Source organism: Methylocella tundrae (genome assembly GCF_901905185.1).
GTDB lineage: Bacteria > Pseudomonadota > Alphaproteobacteria > Rhizobiales > Beijerinckiaceae > Methylocapsa > Methylocapsa tundrae.
Genome location: NZ_CABFMQ020000001.1, coordinates 458,757 through 477,157 on the forward strand (window position 1 = coordinate 458,757; position 18,401 = coordinate 477,157).

22 protein-coding genes are annotated in these 18,401 nt (G+C 61.8%); 3 read left to right on the top strand and 19 right to left on the bottom strand.

Translation table 11 applies throughout. The features are described 5' to 3' along the window. The first annotated feature begins 24 nt into the window (after positions 1-24). Positions 25-687, top strand: a complete 663-nt coding sequence (locus MPC4_RS01930) for a 3-oxoacid CoA-transferase subunit B (RefSeq protein ID WP_134489537.1) — start codon at positions 25-27, stop codon at positions 685-687. 20 nt (positions 688-707) lie between these two features. Here MPC4_RS01930 and MPC4_RS01935 read toward each other — a convergent pair whose 3' ends face one another. The 5 genes from MPC4_RS01935 to MPC4_RS01955 all read right to left on the bottom strand — a co-directional run bounded on the left by MPC4_RS01935 (position 708) and on the right by MPC4_RS01955 (position 4,868). Next, entirely contained in the window at positions 708-1,517 is an 810-nt protein-coding gene (locus MPC4_RS01935; RefSeq protein ID WP_244628784.1) for a ComF family protein, read from the bottom strand. Next, positions 1,514-2,356: an aminotransferase class IV gene (locus MPC4_RS01940; protein WP_174511019.1), complete on the bottom strand. Its 843-nt coding sequence runs from the start codon at positions 2,354-2,356 to the stop codon at positions 1,514-1,516. Before MPC4_RS01940 ends, MPC4_RS01935 begins: the two co-directional genes overlap by 4 nt. 269 nt (positions 2,357-2,625) lie before the next feature. Then, positions 2,626-3,369 (bottom strand): SDR family oxidoreductase, encoded by a 744-nt coding sequence (locus MPC4_RS01945; protein WP_174511020.1) that lies wholly within the window; start codon positions 3,367-3,369, stop codon positions 2,626-2,628. A 371-nt stretch (positions 3,370-3,740) separates the two neighbouring features. Then, positions 3,741-4,376, bottom strand: a complete 636-nt coding sequence (locus tag MPC4_RS01950) for a TetR/AcrR family transcriptional regulator (RefSeq protein ID WP_174511021.1) — start codon at positions 4,374-4,376, stop codon at positions 3,741-3,743. A gap of 201 nt (positions 4,377-4,577) precedes the next feature. Next, positions 4,578-4,868, bottom strand: a complete 291-nt coding sequence (locus MPC4_RS01955; RefSeq protein WP_174511022.1) for a RodZ family helix-turn-helix domain-containing protein — start codon at positions 4,866-4,868, stop codon at positions 4,578-4,580. Positions 4,869-5,497: 629 nt separating this feature from the next. On the opposite strand from MPC4_RS01955, the gene fabI reads away from it, so the two are divergent. Continuing rightward, positions 5,498-6,325 carry an enoyl-ACP reductase FabI gene (gene fabI, locus MPC4_RS01960; RefSeq protein ID WP_174511023.1) on the top strand — a complete coding sequence of 276 codons (828 nt, stop codon included), beginning with the start codon at positions 5,498-5,500 and terminating at the stop codon, positions 6,323-6,325. A 115-nt stretch (positions 6,326-6,440) separates the two neighbouring features. Further along, a complete protein-coding gene (locus MPC4_RS01965) occupies positions 6,441-7,649 on the top strand; it encodes an acetate/propionate family kinase (RefSeq protein ID WP_174511024.1) in 1,209 nt (402 codons plus the stop codon). 265 nt (positions 7,650-7,914) lie between these two features. Here the strand turns inward: MPC4_RS01965 and MPC4_RS01970 are convergent, their stop codons facing one another. The 14 genes from MPC4_RS01970 to MPC4_RS02035 all read right to left on the bottom strand — a co-directional run bounded on the left by MPC4_RS01970 (position 7,915) and on the right by MPC4_RS02035 (position 18,400). Then, positions 7,915-8,208, bottom strand: coding sequence for a ferredoxin family protein (locus MPC4_RS01970; RefSeq protein ID WP_174511025.1), 294 nt, complete (start codon positions 8,206-8,208; stop codon positions 7,915-7,917). 68 nt (positions 8,209-8,276) lie between these two features. After that, complete coding sequence (locus tag MPC4_RS01975) at positions 8,277-9,584, bottom strand: FAD-dependent oxidoreductase (RefSeq protein ID WP_134489521.1); 1,308 nt, start codon at positions 9,582-9,584, stop codon at positions 8,277-8,279. Between the two features lie 19 nt (positions 9,585-9,603). Further along, the gene (locus tag MPC4_RS01980) at positions 9,604-10,707 is read right to left on the bottom strand and encodes an electron transfer flavoprotein subunit alpha/FixB family protein (protein WP_174511026.1); all 1,104 of its coding nucleotides are present in this window, start codon (positions 10,705-10,707) and stop codon (positions 9,604-9,606) included. A 10-nt stretch (positions 10,708-10,717) separates the two neighbouring features. Continuing rightward, positions 10,718-11,569, bottom strand: coding sequence for an electron transfer flavoprotein subunit beta/FixA family protein (locus MPC4_RS01985; protein ID WP_174511027.1), 852 nt, complete (start codon positions 11,567-11,569; stop codon positions 10,718-10,720). 21 nt (positions 11,570-11,590) lie between these two features. Beyond that, positions 11,591-11,950 carry a nitrogenase stabilizing/protective protein NifW gene (nifW, locus tag MPC4_RS01990; protein ID WP_174511028.1) on the bottom strand — a complete coding sequence of 120 codons (360 nt, stop codon included), beginning with the start codon at positions 11,948-11,950 and terminating at the stop codon, positions 11,591-11,593. Next, the gene (cysE, locus tag MPC4_RS01995; RefSeq protein ID WP_174511029.1) at positions 11,947-12,702 is read right to left on the bottom strand and encodes a serine O-acetyltransferase; all 756 of its coding nucleotides are present in this window, start codon (positions 12,700-12,702) and stop codon (positions 11,947-11,949) included. The genes nifW and cysE overlap by 4 nt, the downstream gene beginning before the upstream one ends. After that, entirely contained in the window at positions 12,699-13,883 is a 1,185-nt protein-coding gene (locus MPC4_RS02000; protein WP_244628785.1) for a homocitrate synthase/isopropylmalate synthase family protein, read from the bottom strand. Before MPC4_RS02000 ends, cysE begins: the two co-directional genes overlap by 4 nt. A gap of 3 nt (positions 13,884-13,886) precedes the next feature. Further along, a complete protein-coding gene (nifS, locus tag MPC4_RS02005) occupies positions 13,887-15,089 on the bottom strand; it encodes a cysteine desulfurase NifS (RefSeq protein WP_174511030.1) in 1,203 nt (400 codons plus the stop codon). Between the two features lie 10 nt (positions 15,090-15,099). Then, positions 15,100-16,122 carry a Fe-S cluster assembly protein NifU gene (gene nifU / locus MPC4_RS02010; RefSeq protein ID WP_174511031.1) on the bottom strand — a complete coding sequence of 341 codons (1,023 nt, stop codon included), beginning with the start codon at positions 16,120-16,122 and terminating at the stop codon, positions 15,100-15,102. A 23-nt stretch (positions 16,123-16,145) separates the two neighbouring features. Then, on the bottom strand, positions 16,146-16,466 hold the full coding sequence (locus MPC4_RS02015) for a HesB/IscA family protein (protein ID WP_134489507.1): 321 nt from the start codon (positions 16,464-16,466) through the stop codon (positions 16,146-16,148). Positions 16,467-16,659: 193 nt separating this feature from the next. Next, positions 16,660-17,313 (bottom strand): nitrogen fixation protein NifQ, encoded by a 654-nt coding sequence (locus tag MPC4_RS02020; protein ID WP_244628786.1) that lies wholly within the window; start codon positions 17,311-17,313, stop codon positions 16,660-16,662. Positions 17,314-17,342: 29 nt separating this feature from the next. Next, positions 17,343-17,660, bottom strand: coding sequence for a ferredoxin III, nif-specific (gene fdxB, locus MPC4_RS02025; RefSeq protein ID WP_174511032.1), 318 nt, complete (start codon positions 17,658-17,660; stop codon positions 17,343-17,345). Next, complete coding sequence (locus MPC4_RS02030; protein WP_174511033.1) at positions 17,660-17,860, bottom strand: CCE_0567 family metalloprotein; 201 nt, start codon at positions 17,858-17,860, stop codon at positions 17,660-17,662. The genes fdxB and MPC4_RS02030 overlap by 1 nt, the downstream gene beginning before the upstream one ends. Positions 17,861-17,932: 72 nt before the next feature. Beyond that, the gene (locus tag MPC4_RS02035) at positions 17,933-18,400 is read right to left on the bottom strand and encodes a NifX-associated nitrogen fixation protein (protein ID WP_174511034.1); all 468 of its coding nucleotides are present in this window, start codon (positions 18,398-18,400) and stop codon (positions 17,933-17,935) included. Between the last annotated feature and the right edge of the window lies 1 nt (position 18,401).

Genomic DNA, 18,401 nt, shown 5'->3' on the forward strand with positions numbered 1-18,401 from the left:
CGTGCTTCAAGGAGTAAAGAACCTATGGCCTGGACAAGGGACCAGATGGCGGCGGAAGCGGCCAAGGAATTGCGCGATGGATTTTACGTCAATCTCGGCATTGGCATTCCGACGCTCGTCGCGAATTTCATTCCGGCCGGGATGAATGTTCAACTACAGAGCGAGAACGGCATGTTGGGCATGGGGCCTTTCCCGCTTGAGGGCGAGGAAGACGCCGATCTCATCAATGCTGGAAAGCAGACGATCACCGAGCTGCCGACGACGAGTTTCTTCTCCTCCTCCGACAGTTTCGGGATGATCCGCGGCGGCCATATCGACCTCGCCATTCTCGGCGCGATGGAGGTCTCCGAAAAAGGCGACCTCGCCAACTGGATGATTCCCGGCAAGATGGTCAAAGGCATGGGCGGCGCGATGGACCTTGTCGCCGGCGTCAAGCGCGTCGTGGTGGTGATGGAGCACACCGCGAAAGGACAGTCGAAGCTTTTGCATCATTGCACTTTGCCGCTGACCGGCTCCGCGGTCGTCGATCGGGTCATTACAGACTTCGCGGTCTTTGACATCGACAAGACCGGCGGCACGGGCCTGACGCTGGTGCGGCTCGCCGATGGCGTGACGCTCGAGGAAATCAAGGCGAAGACCGAGGCGAAGTTCACTATCCCGTCCGATTTTGAGACCAAGGCCGCTTAGAAAGAAACGTCTCTTCTCCTCTACACCACCCTTGCGAAGACGAGCACGTCAACGCGCCGCGCCTTGGCGCGCAGCAGCGCGCGCGAGGCCGCATTGACCGTCGAGCCCGACGTCATCACGTCGTCGACGAGAACGATGGCGCGGCCCTCGATGCGGGCGGCCATCTCCTCCGGCACGCGAAACGCCCCTTGCACATTGAGCGCCCGTTGCGAACGCGTGAGGCGCACCTGCGATTGCGTCTCCTTGACGCGAACGAGACAGAGCGGATCTTCAGGCACGCCGCTCGAACTCGAGATCGATCGCGCCAGCGCCTCGGCCTGATTGAAACGCCGGGCGAACAGACGCCTGCGATGCAAGGGAACGGGCGCGATCAGATCGGCGTCGACCAGCAGCTCAGCGCCGGCCCGAGCCATCCAGGCGCCGAGAGGTTTTGCGAGCTCCATCCGGTCGCCATATTTCAGCCGGTGCACGAGATGGCGCACGGGACCGTCATCGAAATGCGCGACGGCGCGGGCGCGGCCGTAGACAGGCGGATTGGCGACCGCCTCGGGCGAGAGCAACCCTTCATTGCCGAGATCCACGGAAAAGGGAACGCCAAGCCTTTCGCAAAATGGGCGCTCGATGAAGCGGATTTTGGACCAGCACGCGGCGCACAGCGACCCGTGCGCCTGCGTCGCCTGACGGCAGTTGAGGCAGGCGGGCGGGAAAATAAGGTCAAGCGCCGCGCGTGAGGCATGGACCAAGACGGGCGCGGCATGCGCCAGAAAGCGCGCGCTGAACGCTCCGGCGGCGGTCGTGAAGGAATTGTCCCGTCGCTTCGCGCGCGTCAAATTGGCGGGCTCCCGCATTCGGCGGTGATCGCTTGCCACAAACGCTGCGTTAGGGCGTCGACGATCGTGGCGCCTTTGGCGCCGATGGCGACGGCGCCGATGCGCTCCGCCGGCGCGATCAGCCGCAGACTATTGGTCATAAAGACGGCGTCGGCGCCATAGAGCTCATCAAGGTCAAGCGAGCGTTCGCGGCCTTGGAGCTTCAGCGCGCCGCATTCGGCGAGGATGAAGCCACGGATAATTCCCGGCATCACGCCGTCGGCGAGGGGCGGCGTCGCCAGCTCGTCGCCGAAAAGCGCGAAGACATTCCCGACGGAGGCGCAGGCGACGCGCCCCGCGCCGTTCAGGAACAGCGTTTCATTGTATCCTTTGGAGGTCGCCTCACGCATGGCGAGAATGGCGTCAAGGTAGCAGAGCGCTTTGATGCGCGAGGCCGGCGATGTTTCGTTGCGGCGAATGGCGGCGACGTCCATCGAGAGCCTTGGCGAAAAGAAGCTTTGAGGCAGCGGCGAAAGGCTCGCCATGATCGTCGGCTTTTGCATGCCGGCCGGCGCGAGGCCGCGAAGTCCCGGCCCGCGCGTGACGGTGACGCGCAGTGCGTGACGCTCGGCTCGCGGGAGCAGCGCCGCGAAGGCCCCCCGGATCGTATCGGCATCGGCTTCGATCCCCAGCAGGGCGAGGGCGTCCAGCAAGCGTTGGATATGAGCCTCGCCGCGAAACAAGCGGCCGTTCATGACAAGCGCGGTGTCGAACGCTCCATCGCCGAGCAGAAGCCCGCGGTCGCTGAGATCGAAGAGCGCGCGGCTGTCAGGAAAAACAGCGCCGTCAAGCCACAGCATGGGCGCGCGCTCTGTGTGTTCTGACGAAAAGCTCAAGCAGGGCGGCGTAACCGCCGCTGCCCGGCGCCGGCCTTGAAGCCGCCGGAGAACGCGAGGAAGCGCGGCCCTGAAATCCGGTTTTTATGAGCAAATGACGATCCGTTTCGATCCGGCCAGCCGAAATGGTATTCGGCGCCGGATGCAATGGCAATGCGGGCGGCGAGCCGCCGGCGCCAACCGCATCGCACGAGTCGTGGAGCGCCTGATCGATCATGCTCAGCGCAGGGCGCTCAGACGCGCTCGGGAAGAACCATGGCCACATGCGCCTGAACGCCCTTCGGGTCTTTCGCGAAGGCGGCTGCGGTCTGACGCGTGAGTTCCCCCGGGAAAACCTCGTCGACGCCAGCTTCGACACCGTCGAGGGCTTCGGCGGCAACCTCCTGCGGCGTCAGCCGTGGTTCGGGAAGGTCGCGGCCCATGTCGGTTTCGACCTGAACCGGCATGACCGCGACGATGGCGGTGCCTTGGCTTGAGAGTTCAGCGCGAGCGCTTCGCGTGATCGCCAGCGCCGCCGCCTTTGAGGCCGAATATGTGCCGGCCTTCGGCATCGTCACTAGCGAGAGGAAAGAGAGAACATTGACGATAGCGCCGCCGCCGGATGCCGCAAGGCGTGGCGCGAAGGCGCGGATCAGCGCCAGCGGCCCGAAGTAATTCACCTCCATTTCCTGGCGCGCGGTGGAAAGGTCCGGCGCGGAAATGGCGCCATGAAAACCGGCGAAACCCGCATTGTTGATCAGAAGCGTCACGTCGGGGGCGTCGGCGGCGGCAGCCAGCGCCTCGGCCTCTTTCGTTACGTCGAGCGTCAAGGGAACGAGCCTTGAGTCTTTCAGCTTCAAGAATTCAGAGAGAGAGGCCGGGTCGCGGGCGGTGATATAGATTTTCGACGCGCCGCGCTTCAGGAGCTCATCCACGAAAGCGCGGCCGATGCCGCGGTTCGCGCCGGTCACCAGGGCGACGGATCCATTAATGTTCATAGCCGTTCCTCCGTTCCACATTTGCGTTCGGCGCGCCGAACGCTGATCTGCTGGTCCTTTTCGCCCCGGCCAGCGTCATTGCTGCGAAGTCGCTCAACCAACCGGCCGCAACATATTATAATGATCATATAATGTGAAGCAGAAAGATTGGCGCGCACGCGTCTGTCGATTTCAGACGGCGCCCTCGAACATGGGGCGGAGCAGGAGCAGGCAACGGCGCGCGGCATTGTCGCGACGATGCGAGCCTAAATTGGAAGCGATTGTGTTGAAGCGTGTGGGGCCGGCGCTTTTAGAAAGCAGGGCGCGAAAAGCCGACGGCGCGATCTTGGCTCTCGCAAGGAATCCGCTCCAGGCGAGAAAAGAGGCCGCTGCTAATGTTTCTTCGCGGTCCGCTTGGCGGGCTTGGCTTTGGTCTCCTCGCCCTGATCGAGCCCGGCAAGCTGCAAGGCGTTGCTCCGGCCGACAGCCAGAACCTCATCCGAAAGCGTCTTGTCTGTAACGATTCTGGAAAGCTGCAGCGAGCCTACCAGCTGCGCGAATACGCCATAAGCCTTCGCCAATTTGTGTTCTGGTGAAGCCTCTTCGGGCAGACCGGAGGCGATCCGCGCGACGAAACGCTGCGCTTCCTTGTTGAAGGCATTGCGTGTCGCTCTTGGCCTGCGCGTCGTCTCCGCTCCCAACGTCGCCACAGCGCATCCCGTCGCCGGTTTGTCGCGATGCGCGGGACTAAGATAGAAATCTATAAAGGCGCGCAAATTCAAAGGCGCCGTTGCTTCCGCCTCATTGTCGTAAGCAAAGGATGACCCGATGGCGGCGATCAACGCCTCCTTGACGAGGGCCTCTTTCGAAGGGAAGTGCGCGTAGAAGCCGCCGTGCGTCAGCCCGGCGTCGGCCATCAGGGAAGCAACGCCAACGCTGTCGATGCCCTCGGCCCGGAAGCGCTGGGCGGCGATCTCGACCACGCGCCGATGCGTATCCGCCTTATGTCCCTTCTCATATCTTGACATCACAGCCTCAAAATCAGCATCCGCACCCGCCGCGAATCATCCTATAAAATGATATTTATAATACCAATTCGCGGAAACCTCAACATGGCATTCGGCGCGCTTCGGGGGAGCCACCATTTCATCGGCCGGTTGCGCGCTCGAAGCGCCCGGGAGCGTCAGTAGAAGTTTCGCGAGCGAAAGAGGAGGGCGAGCGGCGACGCGCTACTCATCGTTCTCGCTGGTCAACTCCTCGACCGTTATCGAGCCGGAGCCTTCGGCTCCATTCTTCAATCGGACGCCGGGTTGGCCGTGATTGAGAAACTCGACGCCTTCTTTCTCGAGCGCCGCCTGAACCGCCTTCACGCACTGAACAGGGCCGCCGATCGCTTCATCCTTGGACGCTTCGAGGGACTGGATCGTATCCGCGCTGACATTGGCCAGCGTCGCCAGCGTCGCCTGATCCATGCCGATCAGGGCTCGAGCCGCGGCGAGTTGATAACCGGTGGTCAGCATGGGCGCTCCAGAGAATCATATAATGTTACCGCCATCATAACCGAATGGACCGAGCCTGCCAGAACCCGTGTGGGGCGTTTGCGCATTTCGATTGCGGGGGTTGCGCGGAAGGCCCCTTTGGCGGAAAGCAAATGAAAGACATGGAGCGTTGGCGATGGTCTGACGCCCAGAATACGCGCTATGAAGCAGCGCGGATGTTCCAGGCATACGCAGAATAAAGTGTTAGGAAGCGTATCAAATATACAATAATAAAAGATATAAAACAATATATATTGGCTAGCGCCCACAATCATCCCTAGAATTCTAGCGGTGTAGAAAGCAATGTTTGGATTATAAGCATAGTCGGGGCGCGGCGCGGAGGTGGAGATCGTCGCGGGTCAAGGCAACTATTGGCGCGCGCTGTCTAATGAAGGGCCTGTGCGCCACAACTATCCGGAAAGGTCTATTCCATTGCCTGATATATGCCCTGCCGATGCGCTTGTTTAACGGAGACTTTTTTGCCTTTGCACAGGCTTCGTTCGCTTTGCGGGACGAAACGCCTTATCGTCACATTTTCAGCACGGATTGGGCATAAGTTTGAACTGAAGCGCGGCGTTGTGGTTCGCCGCGAAACAGCAAGAGTTTACGCAATGTCCGAGCAGCCTGGCCGGCCTGACGCCTTGGCGACAGCCCAGGATCCTGAAAGCCTTGTCGGCGACACGCTGCGTGGACTTCGCGGACTTGTCGTCGGGATCGCCAATGAACACAGCATCGCTTACGGCTGCGCATCGAAGCTGAGCGGCTTCGGAGCCGAGCTTGCGATCACCTATCTCAATGAAAAAGCGGAACGCTATGTGCGCCCGCTGGCGCAGGAGCTCGGCGCAGAGCTGATCCTTCCGCTCGACGTCGAGCAGCCGGGCCAGATGGAGGCCGTGTTCGACAGAATCGCCGCCGAATGGGGCAGGCTGGACTTCGTCATCCATTCCATCGCCTTCGCTCCGCGCGACGATCTGCATGGGCGGGTCGTCGACTGTTCGCTCGCCGGCTTCCAGCAGGCGATGGCGGTGTCGTGCCATTCTTTCATCGCCATGGCGCGCCTCGCCGAGCCGCTGATGAAATCAGGCGGCTCGCTGCTGACGATGAGCTATTATGGCGCCGACAAGGTGGTGAATAATTACAATATAATGGGACCGGTGAAGGCGGCGCTCGAGGCGAGCGTGCGCTATCTCGCGGCGGAGCTCGCCGACGATAACATCCGGGTCTTCGCTGTCTCCCCCGGCCCGTTGAAAACGCGCGCGGCGAGCGGCATAGCCGCCTTCGATGAACTGGTCGACGCCGCCGTGCGCCGCACGCCAGCGCACCATCTGGTCGATATAGCCGAGGTTGGCCGCGTCGTCGCCTTTCTGGTCGGGACGGCCGCGTCAGGCATGACGGGCGACACGATTTATGTGGATGGCGGCCTCCACAACGTCGCGTGAGAATGAAAGCCTCCAGCTCTCGTCCTATCGTCAGACATGACGGACCGGCGCGCCTGAACGGAAAAGGACCTGACATGATGTTGAATGCGCCGATCGCGCGCCGGGACCGCGACCAATGACGCGCCATGTCGTCACCCTCAACGCCGGTTCCTCGTCGATCAAATTCGCCTTGTTCGAAGCGATGGGAAAAGCAGGCGCGGAAACGCTCTCGGCGCTGGCGATCGGCATTGTGGAGATGCTCGGCGACGAGCGGCGGCTGACAATTCACGACGGCGCCCACACAAAAATTCATGAAGAGACCTGGGCGGAAAGCGCCGCGACGCCGTTTCACGCCGATGCGCTACGGCGCATTCTGACCTGGCGGCGCGCCGGCTTCCCCCGGGCGCAGGTGATCGCCGCCGGACATCGCGTCGTTCATGGCGGCATGCATTACGTCGCGCCGGTGATCGTCACGGATGAAGTGTTGCGCGACCTGCAGGCGCTGGTCCCGCTTGCTCCTTTGCACGAGCCTCACAACATCGCCGGCATTCTTGCGGCGCGCGAGGCGTGGCCGCATGTGCGCCAGGTCGCCTGCTTCGACACGGCGTTTCATCACGCGCATCCCTTCGTCAATGATGTGTTCGCTTTGCCGCGCCATTTTTACGACGAAGGCGTCAGGCGCTATGGCTTCCACGGCCTGTCCTATGAGTATGTTACGGGGCGGCTACGGGAGATTGCGCCCTTCCATGCGGCTGGCCGCGTGGTGGCGGCGCATCTTGGCAATGGCGCCTCGATGTGCGCCATCCGCGATGGACAGTCGGTCGCCAGCTCGATGGGCTTCACCGCTCTCGATGGGCTGCCAATGGGCACGCGCTGCGGACAGCTCGATCCCGGCGTCGTGCTCTATCTGATGCAGGAAAAACAGATGAGCGCGGCGCAGGTCACGGATCTGCTCTACCGCGAATCCGGACTGAAAGGCCTCTCCGGGCTCTCGCAGGACATGCGCGAACTCGAGGCCTCGGACTTGCCGGAAGCGCAGCAGGCGATTGAATATTTCGTATTTCGCATCCGCCGTGAACTTGGCGGGCTCGCCGCGGTGCTGAAGGGCATCGACGCCATCGTATTCTGCGGCGGCATTGGCGAGAACTCCTGGCATGTGCGTGAGCGGGTGCTGGAGGGCATGGAGTGGATCGGCGTTGAGCTCGACCGCGTCGCCAACCGCGCCAATGCGCAGGTTATCTCCTCGGAACGTTCGCGCGCCCGCGTTTTTGTCATTCCGACCGATGAGGAGGCGATGATCGCCCGCCACACTCTGGCCGTTGTCGATCAGAGCGCCGAAGCCTGAGCTCTTGCACGGAAACTCCGTCGTCGCCCTTGGCGTGACCACGGCGCGCGAAGTGCTCGGCCGTCCGGTAACGCTCTCACGCCAGCGCGCCGAACTCATGCGCCTCGCTGGAGGGCGCGCCGCGGTGGCGACCATTCACCCTTCCGGGGTGCTTCGGATGCGTCATGAAGGCGCGCGCGCAAGCGTTCAAAGGGCTCGTCGACGATCTTAGAGAGGCGAGGCGCATCACCGGGAACCTCTCTCCGAAATGAATCGCGTAATTCAATCATCCGAATTTGAAAAGTACGCCGAAGCCGCCGCGCGGATAGCTCCAGGTGATCTCGCCGGTCGGCTCGAGAAGGATGCGGCAGGTGCCGCACTCGAGGCAGCCATCGGCGACGATTTCCACCTGCCCGACATCGTTTTGCGCATAGCAGCCAGCGGGACATACTTTCGTCATCGCCAGCAAATTCTTCGAGGGCGTTGTATGCGGTTCGATCGAAATATGGGGCTTGCCGGCATCGACAATGTAGCGATTTTGATAAAGCTTCTCTTCAACGCGCACGGTTTCATTGGACATGATTCTTCTCCGCTCACTGAATTTCAGAGCATGATGCCCGTAAGTGTATCTGCTCTCCCGTCAGTTCCTTAGCGCCAGGCGCGCGCTAATCTGAAGGCGTCGCCGAAAAGCCCCCTTAATGTCCGCTGTTTGACGAAGGCGCGGATGGATGCGTTCTCCTTTTCGACCTTTGGCGAGCCGTCAACGCGCAGGAAACTGTCCATCGCTTTCGACACAAGCTGCGGATAGGTCAGGAAGAAGTTCTTCGAGTTGGTATGCAGGAGCGCAGGCATATCCTTGTATTTCTTGAGGTCCTTCATGACGAAACTGTTGTCGAGCAGGCTCTTGTAGAGAGAGAGGTTTTGCTTCGTCATCGGATCGCGGCGGGACTTGACCTGGAAGATCGCCTCGCCAGCGAGACGGCCTGACGTCATGGCGAGGTTCGAGCCTTCGCGATGGATCGCGTTGTTCAATTGCGCCGCGTCGCCGACTACGACCCAGCCGTCGCCAAAGAGCTCGGGGATGGCTTTGTAGCCTCCTTCGGGAATAAGATGCGCGGCATATTCCTTCACCTCGGAGCCCTGGATCAGCGGCGCGACCGAAGGATGCCTCTTGAACGCTTCGAGCAGCCCATAAGGAGTCTCGCCTTTCTCCGCGAAATCGGAGACGAGGCAGCCAATTCCGATCGAAAGGCATTCCTTGTTGGTGTAGATGAATCCCATGCCGGTCATGCCATTGGAGATCGAGCCAACCGCCTCGATCACGACGCCTTCGTCGCCCTTGAGGTTGAAGCGCGCCTCGATCGTCTCCTGCGGCAGGAAGTGCATCTCCTTGACGGCAAGCGCGACATGATCTGGCTTCGGCGTTTGCCTGAGACCCGCGCGGGCGCCGAGCAGGCCGCTGACGCCTTCGGCGAGAACCACGACGTCGGCGAAGATGGTGTCGCCGTCACGGTCCGTGCGCACGCCGATGACCTTGCCATAGGCGTCGCTGACGAGTTGGGTGACGGTCGTCTCGCAGATGACGAGCGCGCCTTGCGCCTGCACCTGCTTCGAGAACCAGCGGTCGAACTGCGAGCGGATGATGGTGTAGCGGTTCGGCTTTTCTTCGTTGAAGTCGTCCGAGCGGTGATGCATGCCGGTGTGTGAACGCTCCGACATCATCCAGAAACGCTGCTCTATCAGATGCCTCTCAAGCGGCGCGTCCTCGCGAAACTCTGGCACGATCTTCTCGAGCATCTCGGAATAGAGGATCGCGCCCTGCACGTTCTTCGAGCCGGGATATTCACCCCGTTCGAGCTGCAGCACCTTCAGTCCGCGCGAGGCCATGGTGTGCGCGGCGGCGTTGCCGGCCATGCCGGCCCCGATGACGATTGCGTCGAATTTTTCCTCGATCATCTCAAACTCTCCTCAGGGCTCAGCCTGCTAGCCGGTCTCGGCCATGCGGCGACAGGCGCTTCCGGAAGGCTTCGGTGAGAGCCGGCAACAGCCGGATGGCGTCGGTGACGATGCCAAGATGAGCGAAGCCGAAGATGGGCGCGTCCTTGTCCGTGTTGATCGCGACGATGCAGTCAGCGCCCTCGACGCCGACGCGATGCTGGATCGCGCCTGAGATTCCGGCCGCGATGTAGAGTTTTGGGCGGATCGTCTTGCCGGTTTGCCCGATCTGCCGGTCCGATCCGATCCAGCCTTTCTGCACGAGCGGCCGCGAACCGCCGAATTCGGCGCCGAGGACGCTCGCGAGATTGCGCACGAGCTGAAAATTCTCGGCGCTTTGCAGGCCAAGGCCGCCGGCGACGACAATGTCGGCGTAAGCGAGATTGGACTTGGCGCTATCGCGGTCGGGGATGAATTTCAGGATCTTGGTGAGGATCTTGTCTTCGTCGAGATCAGGCTTGAACTCGATGATCCGTCCCTGGCGGCCTTCGAGGCGCTCCGGCATGGCCATCACGCGGGGCCGCACCGTCGCCATCTGGGGACGATAGTTCAGCGTGTAGATGGTGCACAGAAGTGAGCCGCCAAAGGTTGGGCGCGTCGCGGCCAGCGAGCCGTCGGCGTCAACCGCGAGCTCGGTGCAATCGGCGGTGAGGCCGGTCAGCAGCGTCGTCGCAACAGAGCCTGCGAGATCGCGCCCGAGCGTCGTCGCTCCAAGCAATAGAATCTCAGGCTTATGCGCGTTGACGAGTTGCGTCATTGCTTGCGAATAGGGCTCGTTACGATAGTCGGAGAGGATCTCATCCTCGACCAGGTAGGCGAGGTCGGCGCCATAGGCGAAGGTCTCCTGCGCCGCCTGTCTCGTCGCCCCTCCAGGCGCTCCGACAATGACCGAGGCGAGTTCCACGCCAAGCTTGTCGGCGAGCTTGCGGCCTTCGCCGAGAAGTTCGAAGGAAACCGGATGTACGGCGCCGCGCTCGATCTCGATGAACACCCAGACGTGTTTGTAGCCCCGGAAATGCTCCGGGAGCTCTTTCTTCATGGAGGCCCGGCTCGGGGCCGCCGGGGCTGCGGGCTTGTCGGACATGGCGATCTCCTCAGTATCCAGCGGCCGATTTTGCGAGATCCTGTTCGAGCGCCGGCTGCCTTTCGAACAAGGTCTTGATGAGGCTCTCGGCGTCCTGCGAGGCGGAGTCGCCGGGTTTGACGAGAATGGCGCGCTCCGAGCGCGGCGGCGGCGCGAAGACTTTTTTGACGACGGTCGGCGATCCCTTGAGCCCGCATTTCGTCGGGTCTTCGATTCCTGCGTCCTTGGCGCTCCAGGTTATGATTTCCGCGCGCGCCGCCCGCAGCGCATCCTTCATCGCGCCGCGCCGGACTTCGTTCGAGCCCTCAAGCATGGTGATGAGGCAGGGCAGCCTGGTTTTGAGAAGCTGCACGCCGCCTTCCGAGCGGCGTTCGACGACGACTTCGCGCCGATCCGGATCGCATTCGGAGATCCTGGCGACATAGGTGAGCTGGAGGAGGCTGAGGCGCTTTGCGATGCCGGGCCCGACCTGCGCCGTGTCACCGTCGATCGTCTGCTTGCCTGCGAATACGATGTCCGGGGCGCCGAACATGTCGCTGATCTTGCCGATCGTCTGCGCCAGCGCATAGCTCGTCGCCAGCGTGTCCGATCCGGCGAAGAGGCGGTCGGTCAGGAGCACGGCGCGGTCCGCGCCGATGGCGAGCGCCTTGCGCAGCGATTCCGATGCCATCGGAGGCCCCATGGTGAGCACGGTGACTTCCCCGCCATGCTTCTCCCGGAGCCGCAACGCCTCTTCGAGCGAAAATAGATCATATGGATTAATGATCGTCGGCACGCCCTGGCGCATGATGGTCTGTGTCACCGGATTGATCCGGATCTGAGCGCTGTCCGGCACCTGCTTGATGCAGACGAGGATATGCATGATCTAATTCCTCCAAATCGTTCAAAGAGACCCTGAACGCTCCATGTCCGGTGAGCCGACGACCAGCGTGCTCAAAGGCACGAAAGGCTTTTTCGGCTCTTCCTTGGGTTTGACGGCGTCCTTCAGCACCTTGAAGACGCGCTGCTCGATTGGCGATGACTCCACGAAATCGCGGTAGGCGTTTTCGAGAAAGGCGCGGCAGGCCAGCCAGACCTCGTCGTCGGTGCCGACGCCCGATTCACTGTGATAAAGATACTCTCCCATTCGACGCAGGATATGAAGGCGAGCGACGCGCAAGACCGCGGGATCGTAGCTGACGCCCAATGCGTCGAAGAAATCCTCGGCGGATGAGAGTTTACGTAGTTGGTCGAGAGCGTTCATAGCGCCTGATCCTCCTTAGATTGCATATGAGCCTTATCGGCCAAACCACCGCCGACGCGTTGTTGCAGATGTCCGAGACGCGCCTCCAGAAATCCGATGCGGTCGATCAAAATCGCCATGGCGTCGGCGACCGGATCGGGAATCAGATGATGCTCGAGATCAATGCGGCCGTCCGGCCTCAACCGTCTGTGTGACTTGCGAACCAGTCTGCCGGGGATGCCGACGATGGTCGCCTCGGGCGCGATATCCTCGATGATGACGGAATTGGCGCCGATCCGCGCATTGCGTCCGATCGTGATGTCGCCGAGGATTTTGGCTCCCGCGCCGACGAGCACGCCGTTTTCAACGGTCGGGTGCCGCTTGCCCGCGGACCAGGAGGAGCCGCCGAGCGTTACGCCATGATAGAGGGTGACGTCGTCGCCGACGATCGCCGTCTCGCCGATAACAACTCCCGCGCCATGATCAATGAAGAACCGTTCGCCGATGACGGCGCCTGGATGAATATCGACATTGGTCAGAAAGCGCGCCAAAAAAGAGAGGCTGCGCGCAAGGAATTTGTAGTTTCCGGTCCAAAGGCGATGTGCGAGCCGATGCCAGATGATGGCGTGAACGCCGGGATAAAGCAGAGCGACTTCGAATGTGTTGCGCGCGGCGGGATCGCGTTGATGCACGCAAGTGATATCCTGCCGGATCATGCGCCTCAGGTCTTTTGACGCGCGGCCTTCTGTCGTCGTCAAACTCACGGCGCTCATGCTGACGCTCCCGTCACAGTGATTCTCGTCGACGCCCGTCGCGATCCGCTGCGAACCTCTTCAACGAGCCCTGCAACATCCCCGCGCCCGAGCGGCCGATGCCTGAGGAGCGCATGGCGTTTTGCCAGCATCAACACCTCGGCCGCCTGTTCGCGATCGAGATCGAGGCTGAGCTCAGCGCAAAGCCCGGTGATCGCGGACAGACCCGAATGCTTGCCGATCACGACCTTGTTTTGCCGCCCGAGAGTCGCCGGGTCGATGCCTTGATAGGCGCGGGCGTCCTTCATGAGCGCCGCGACGTGAATGCCCGATTCATGCGTGAAAATGTCGGCGCCGACAATCGCTTTGGCGCGTCCGATCGGTCGGTTGGCGGCATGCGCGACGAGGCGCGCGAGGGCCCGCAAACGGAGCGGATTGATTGCGCTGCATCCAGCGACCGCGCGCCCAAGCGCCATCGCGACCTCTTCGAGCGCTGCATTGCCTGCGCGTTCGCCAAGGCCGAGTACTGTCACGCTGGCGTGGCTCGCTCCGGCGCGCAACGCCGCGAGTGTGTTGGCTGTGGCGAGGCCGAGGTCGTCGTGACCATGAAATTCAACAGCGACATCCGTCTCCTCGCGCACGCGGCGCACAGCGTCGAATGTCGTGAATGGATCGAGGACGCCCATCGTATCGGCAAAGCGCAATCGGCTCGCGCCTTCCGACGCCGCGGCGCGCGCAATGCGGCCGATGTCGCGCGGGTCCGCGCGCGAAGAATCCTCGCCGCCGAGGGCGACGGTGAGGCCGCGGCCGATGGCGTGGCCGACGACAGCGCGCACGCGCGACACGATGTCTTCCACATCCGCGCCAAGCTTGACTTTCATCTGCAGGCGCGACATCGGCGCGGAGATATTCACATGGCTGACGCCCGCCGAAATAGCGGCGTCGACGTCCCCTTTTGTCAGACGGCACCAGGCGACGACCCGGCAAGGCAAGCCATCCGCGGCGACGGCGGCGATGGCGTCGATTTCGTCTGCGCCCATCGCGGGCGTGCCGGCCTCAATCTCGTCGACGCCAGCCGCCGCCAGCTCTCGTGCGATCGCCAGCTTTTCGCGCGCGGAGAAGGCGACGCCAGGCGCCTGTTCGCCGTCGCGCAAGGTTGTGTCATTGATGGAGATGCGGGGATGATCGCCAGACATCGTCATGCCTCACGCATACTGTGGCTTGAATTCGGATGTTTCCTTGCCGCCCTCAGCCCCGAAAGGCGAAAGCGCGCGCAGCTTCTCGATGATCCCAGGCATCACCTCAATCACGCGCTCGACGTCCTCGGCGCTGTTGTCGCGCGACAAAGAGAACCGGATCGCGCCATGCGCGGCGGTGACGGGGATGCTCATCGCCAGCAGGACATGGCTCGGCTCAATCGAGCCTGACGTGCAGGCGGACCCTGAGGAAGCAGCGATCCCGGCGCGGTTCAGATGCAGAAGAATGGCTTCGGCTTCCACATATTCGAACGCGATATTGGATGTATTGGGCAGACGATCGTGCGGGTCGCCGTTGACGAAGCAATGGGGCACGCTCTGCACAATCGCCTTTTCGAGGCGGTCGCGCAGATCCTTCACGCGGCCCTGTTCATCCGCGAGGCGCAGGATCGCGAGTTCGGCCGCCTTGCCGAGGGCGATGACGCCCGGGATATTCTCGGTGCCGGCGCGACGGCCGCGCTCCTGGTGGCCGCCGCGAAGGAGCGGCTTGAAACGGGCGCCACGCTTGACATAGAGCGCCCCAACTCCCTTCGGCGCATGCAGCTTGTGGCCAGAAAGCGACAGCATATCGATGGCGCTATCCTTGAGGGAAACGGGGACCTTGCCGACCGCCTGCACCGCGTCGGTATGGAACAGCGCGCCAACGCCTTTGGCCAGTTCAGCGAGGCCTTCGACGGGAACGATCGTGCCGGTCTCATTGTTGGCCCACATGATCGATACGAGCGCAACCTTGTCTGATAGAGCAGCGCGATAAGCGTCGAGATCAAGACGTCCGAGACGATCGACGCCGATATAATGAACCTTGGCGCGCCCTGTCTTTTCGAGATGCTGACAAAGCTGAAGCACCGATGGATGTTCCACCTGGCTCGTCACGATTTCGTCGCGGCCGGGCAGCGCCTCGATGGCTGAAAGAATCGCGGTCGTGTTGCTTTCGGTTCCGCCGGACGTATAGACGATTTCGTGGTCGTGGGCGGCGCCGAGCAGCTCCTGTAGCTGCTTGCGCGCGGTCTTGAGCGCGCCGCCGACGCTGGCGCCGAACGCATGGGCCGACGACGCATTGCCGAATTGTTCGGTAAAGAACGGCAACATCGTTTCGACCACGGCGGGATCGACGCGGGTGGTTGCATTGTTGTCGAGATAGACCGCTTTCATGGTTCTCTCCTCAATGTCCGGCCTTGCCGAAAGCGCCTTTGCCGACAGGAATGACGCGCAAGGGGACGCCGAGCTTGGCCACCAGCCGCTCCTGGATTCCGGTGATCGTCGCGCTCGAAAGCTTGCAGAGGACGCACGCGCCGGACATCTTCACGAGGATGTTCGAGCCATCGACGTCGACGAGTTCGCAGTCGCCGCCGTCCTTGCGCAGGAAGGGCCGCAGTTCCTCAATCGTCTCTTCGATCAGCTTGATTCTTTGCAGGTTTGTCATTCCGGAGCTGACCAGCGGCAGTGGCGAGGGGGCCAGCGGCGAACTCTGCATGACCGCGGTTATTTCGCTTTTCGCAGGCTGGGACGCCGCCTGCTGAGCCTTTGCCGCGACCTTGGCTCTTGCGTTGATCTCGAAGGCGATGGACGCCCTCGTTCGATAGGCGTCACGCTCAGCGATCAGCCCCTCGGCGACGAGCTCTTCGTTGACATTGGCGAGAATCTCTTCGATCTGATCAAAACATGTGAGGCAATTGCTTCCAGCCTTTGTGTAGGCCGTCACTTGCTCGATGCTCGTCAGCTTGTTCGTCTTGATCGCGCGCTTGATGACGCCTTCCTCGATGCCGAGGCATTTGCAGACGAGGGCCCCATTGTCGAGACTTTCGGCCCAGGGCTCGCCGCGATAATTGGCGATGGCGGCTTGCAGCGCCTCGTATCCCAGCACTGAGCAATGCATTTTTTCAGGCGGCAGGCCGCCGAGAAAGTTGGCGATATCCTGATTGGACAGCGTCGCCGATTCATCGAGAGTCTTGCCGATGACGAGTTCAGTCAGCGCCGACGAAGATGCGATCGCGGAGCCGCAGCCAAACGTCTGGAATCGCGCGTCGATGATCACCTGCGTCACCGGATCGACTTTCAGCATCAGCTTCAGCGCGTCGCCGCAGGACAGTGCGCCGACTTCGCCGACAGCGTTGGCGCCGTCAAGAACGCCGGCGTTCTTCGGATTGAAGAAGTGGTCCTTGACTTTCTCGCTGTAGTCCCACATGGCCATTCCCCGCGCGTCGGCGCTCAGCTAAAGGATTTGCCGCAGGAGCAGCTGGCCGTGGCCTTCGGATTGTCGAACGTAAAGCCGGATCCTTCGAGACCCATCACGAAGTCGACCGTCGTTCCTTCGAGGTGCAGAAGGCTCGCTTCGTCGACGTAGACCTTGACGCCGTCACGCTCGACGACAATGTCGCTCGGGTTCACATCGGCGACCAGCCCCATCATATATTTCATGCCGGCGCACCCGCCTGCCTCAACCATGATGCGAAGCCCCTCTACCGGCTGACCCGCTCCCTCGATCGCCGACCGCACCGCATTCACTGCACCGTCCGTAAGCTGGATCATGGTGGAATTCCCTTGCGTTTGCAGATGTTTCAGGCGGCGTTTCGCAATACGCGTGCCATGCGCTAACGTATTGGAAAGACTACGATTAGCGCATCGGCGGGGAAGTGTCTGAATTCAATCAATTGTCGGGATTGCGACAAAGCGCATGGCCTGGAGAAAGCCGGGCATCGAAGTCCGGAAGCCGAATGGCGGGTCAGACCGCGCGCGATAGATCGCGGCGGATTCGGGCGAGGGAGCTTTCGCCCGATTCATCGCCAAAGCAATTATCGAAATCGCTACATTCCTGACAGCTTGGCGCGGTGCATAGCGTGAAGCCTTCCATCTCGCAAAGCGAGCGATAGAGAAACTTCTTCCATTTCATATTGGAGGCGTTTCTCGCCGCGAGGACGGGATAGCGCTCGCTCATCAGTCGATTGAGATCGCCCCGATCGAAAAGTCCGAGATCCTGCCAGAGATGATTGTCCAGCATCGAACGGCGCGTAACAATCGCCGTGAGCCAGACGCTTTCGGGCGCGGCGTCCGCCTGATGCGAGGTCAGCAGGCCTTGCAGCTGCTCTTCTTCATCATCGAAGGGCGCTGTTTCCGGCTCCGCGCGAAGATCAATGTGAGCAGAGGCGGCGGGGAGCCAGTTGCGCGTCAATGCTTCGATCTGGGCGCGATTCAGTCCGATGGCCGCGCTGACTGAGGTCTCATGCTGGTAGGCGTCGAAAACCCCAATGGAAAGAATGCACGCGAAGACGTGAGCCGTAAACGGCGCCGCGGTGGAGCATGGCGTCGGTGCGCTGAGGAGAGAGCGATAGAGGCTGGCGGGCTCGGGCGCGGGCTGCGCCGCGGATGAGGGCGACAAGCTTTGCTCCGGCGTCGCGGCCATCCCGCTCACGCCGGAAGAGCATCCGCCGGCACGTGAGTCTGGCAGTTCTTGGGGCAGACTCGCGAACAGGCGTTGCAGCCGATGCATGAACCGGCATGTTCCACAGCCATGATCTTTCGATTGAGGTCTCCATCGAAGTCATCGTCATCGTCCTGCGTTACGGCGCCGAGGATCTTGCCGTCTTCGTCGACGCCGTAGAGCGTCATCACGCCCTGCGGACAAACCTTGAAGCACCGGCCGCAGCCGATGCATGTGACGGGATCGATGGCGGTGAGATAGGAAGGCGTCCAGCTCGAGCCGTCGCGGGTCTTATGCTCCGCCATCACGCTTCCTCCAGGGCCTTGAGCTTTGCGCGGGCCGCCTCGAGCGCCGCATAGGCGTCATGGGCCTGCTGAGCGACGGTCATGATGCTGGTCCAGTTGATTGGCAGGTCCTCGGATAGATCGTGCAACGCCATCTTCATTTTCGTCGCTCTGGGCGACAGTTTCTTGATCTCGGCCTTCACTTCTTCGATGGAGCTCACGGCTTCCTCCTTCGATTGCTCACATGTTCTCCAAGGCGGCGAACGCCTTGGAGAACACGCGTCAAACGGGCTCTAGTAATTCACGACTTCGGGATACTTCTGGATCATCTCGATTCCGGCCTGCACATGTTTCGCGCCTTCCTCGGCGAGTTTCTCCAGCGTCGGGAAGCCGAAGCGATGTACGTCGCGCAACTGCTTGTTGACGACGACGAGCCGGCCGGCCATGAGAACCAGACGACCGAAGCCTTCGTGGCTCATTTTCATCATCGGCGACACCATCGCGCCGGTGCCCCGCTCGATCGCGAGGCCGACCGCGTTGTAGAAGAGCTCGAGCCGCCACAGAGTCTCGGGATCCGGGTCGCCGATGATCGGGATCTGGCGGCGCGCTTCCTTGTCGATGATGTAGGGCGCCAGCAGATCAAGATCACTCTTTCTGTCCCAGGCGCCGTGCGTGTCCTGCGCTCGCCATTGCTTGATAAGCTCCTTGACGAACGGCGTGTCGATCGCCGTGTCGCTCGCGAGGGTCATTGCCTCAACCATC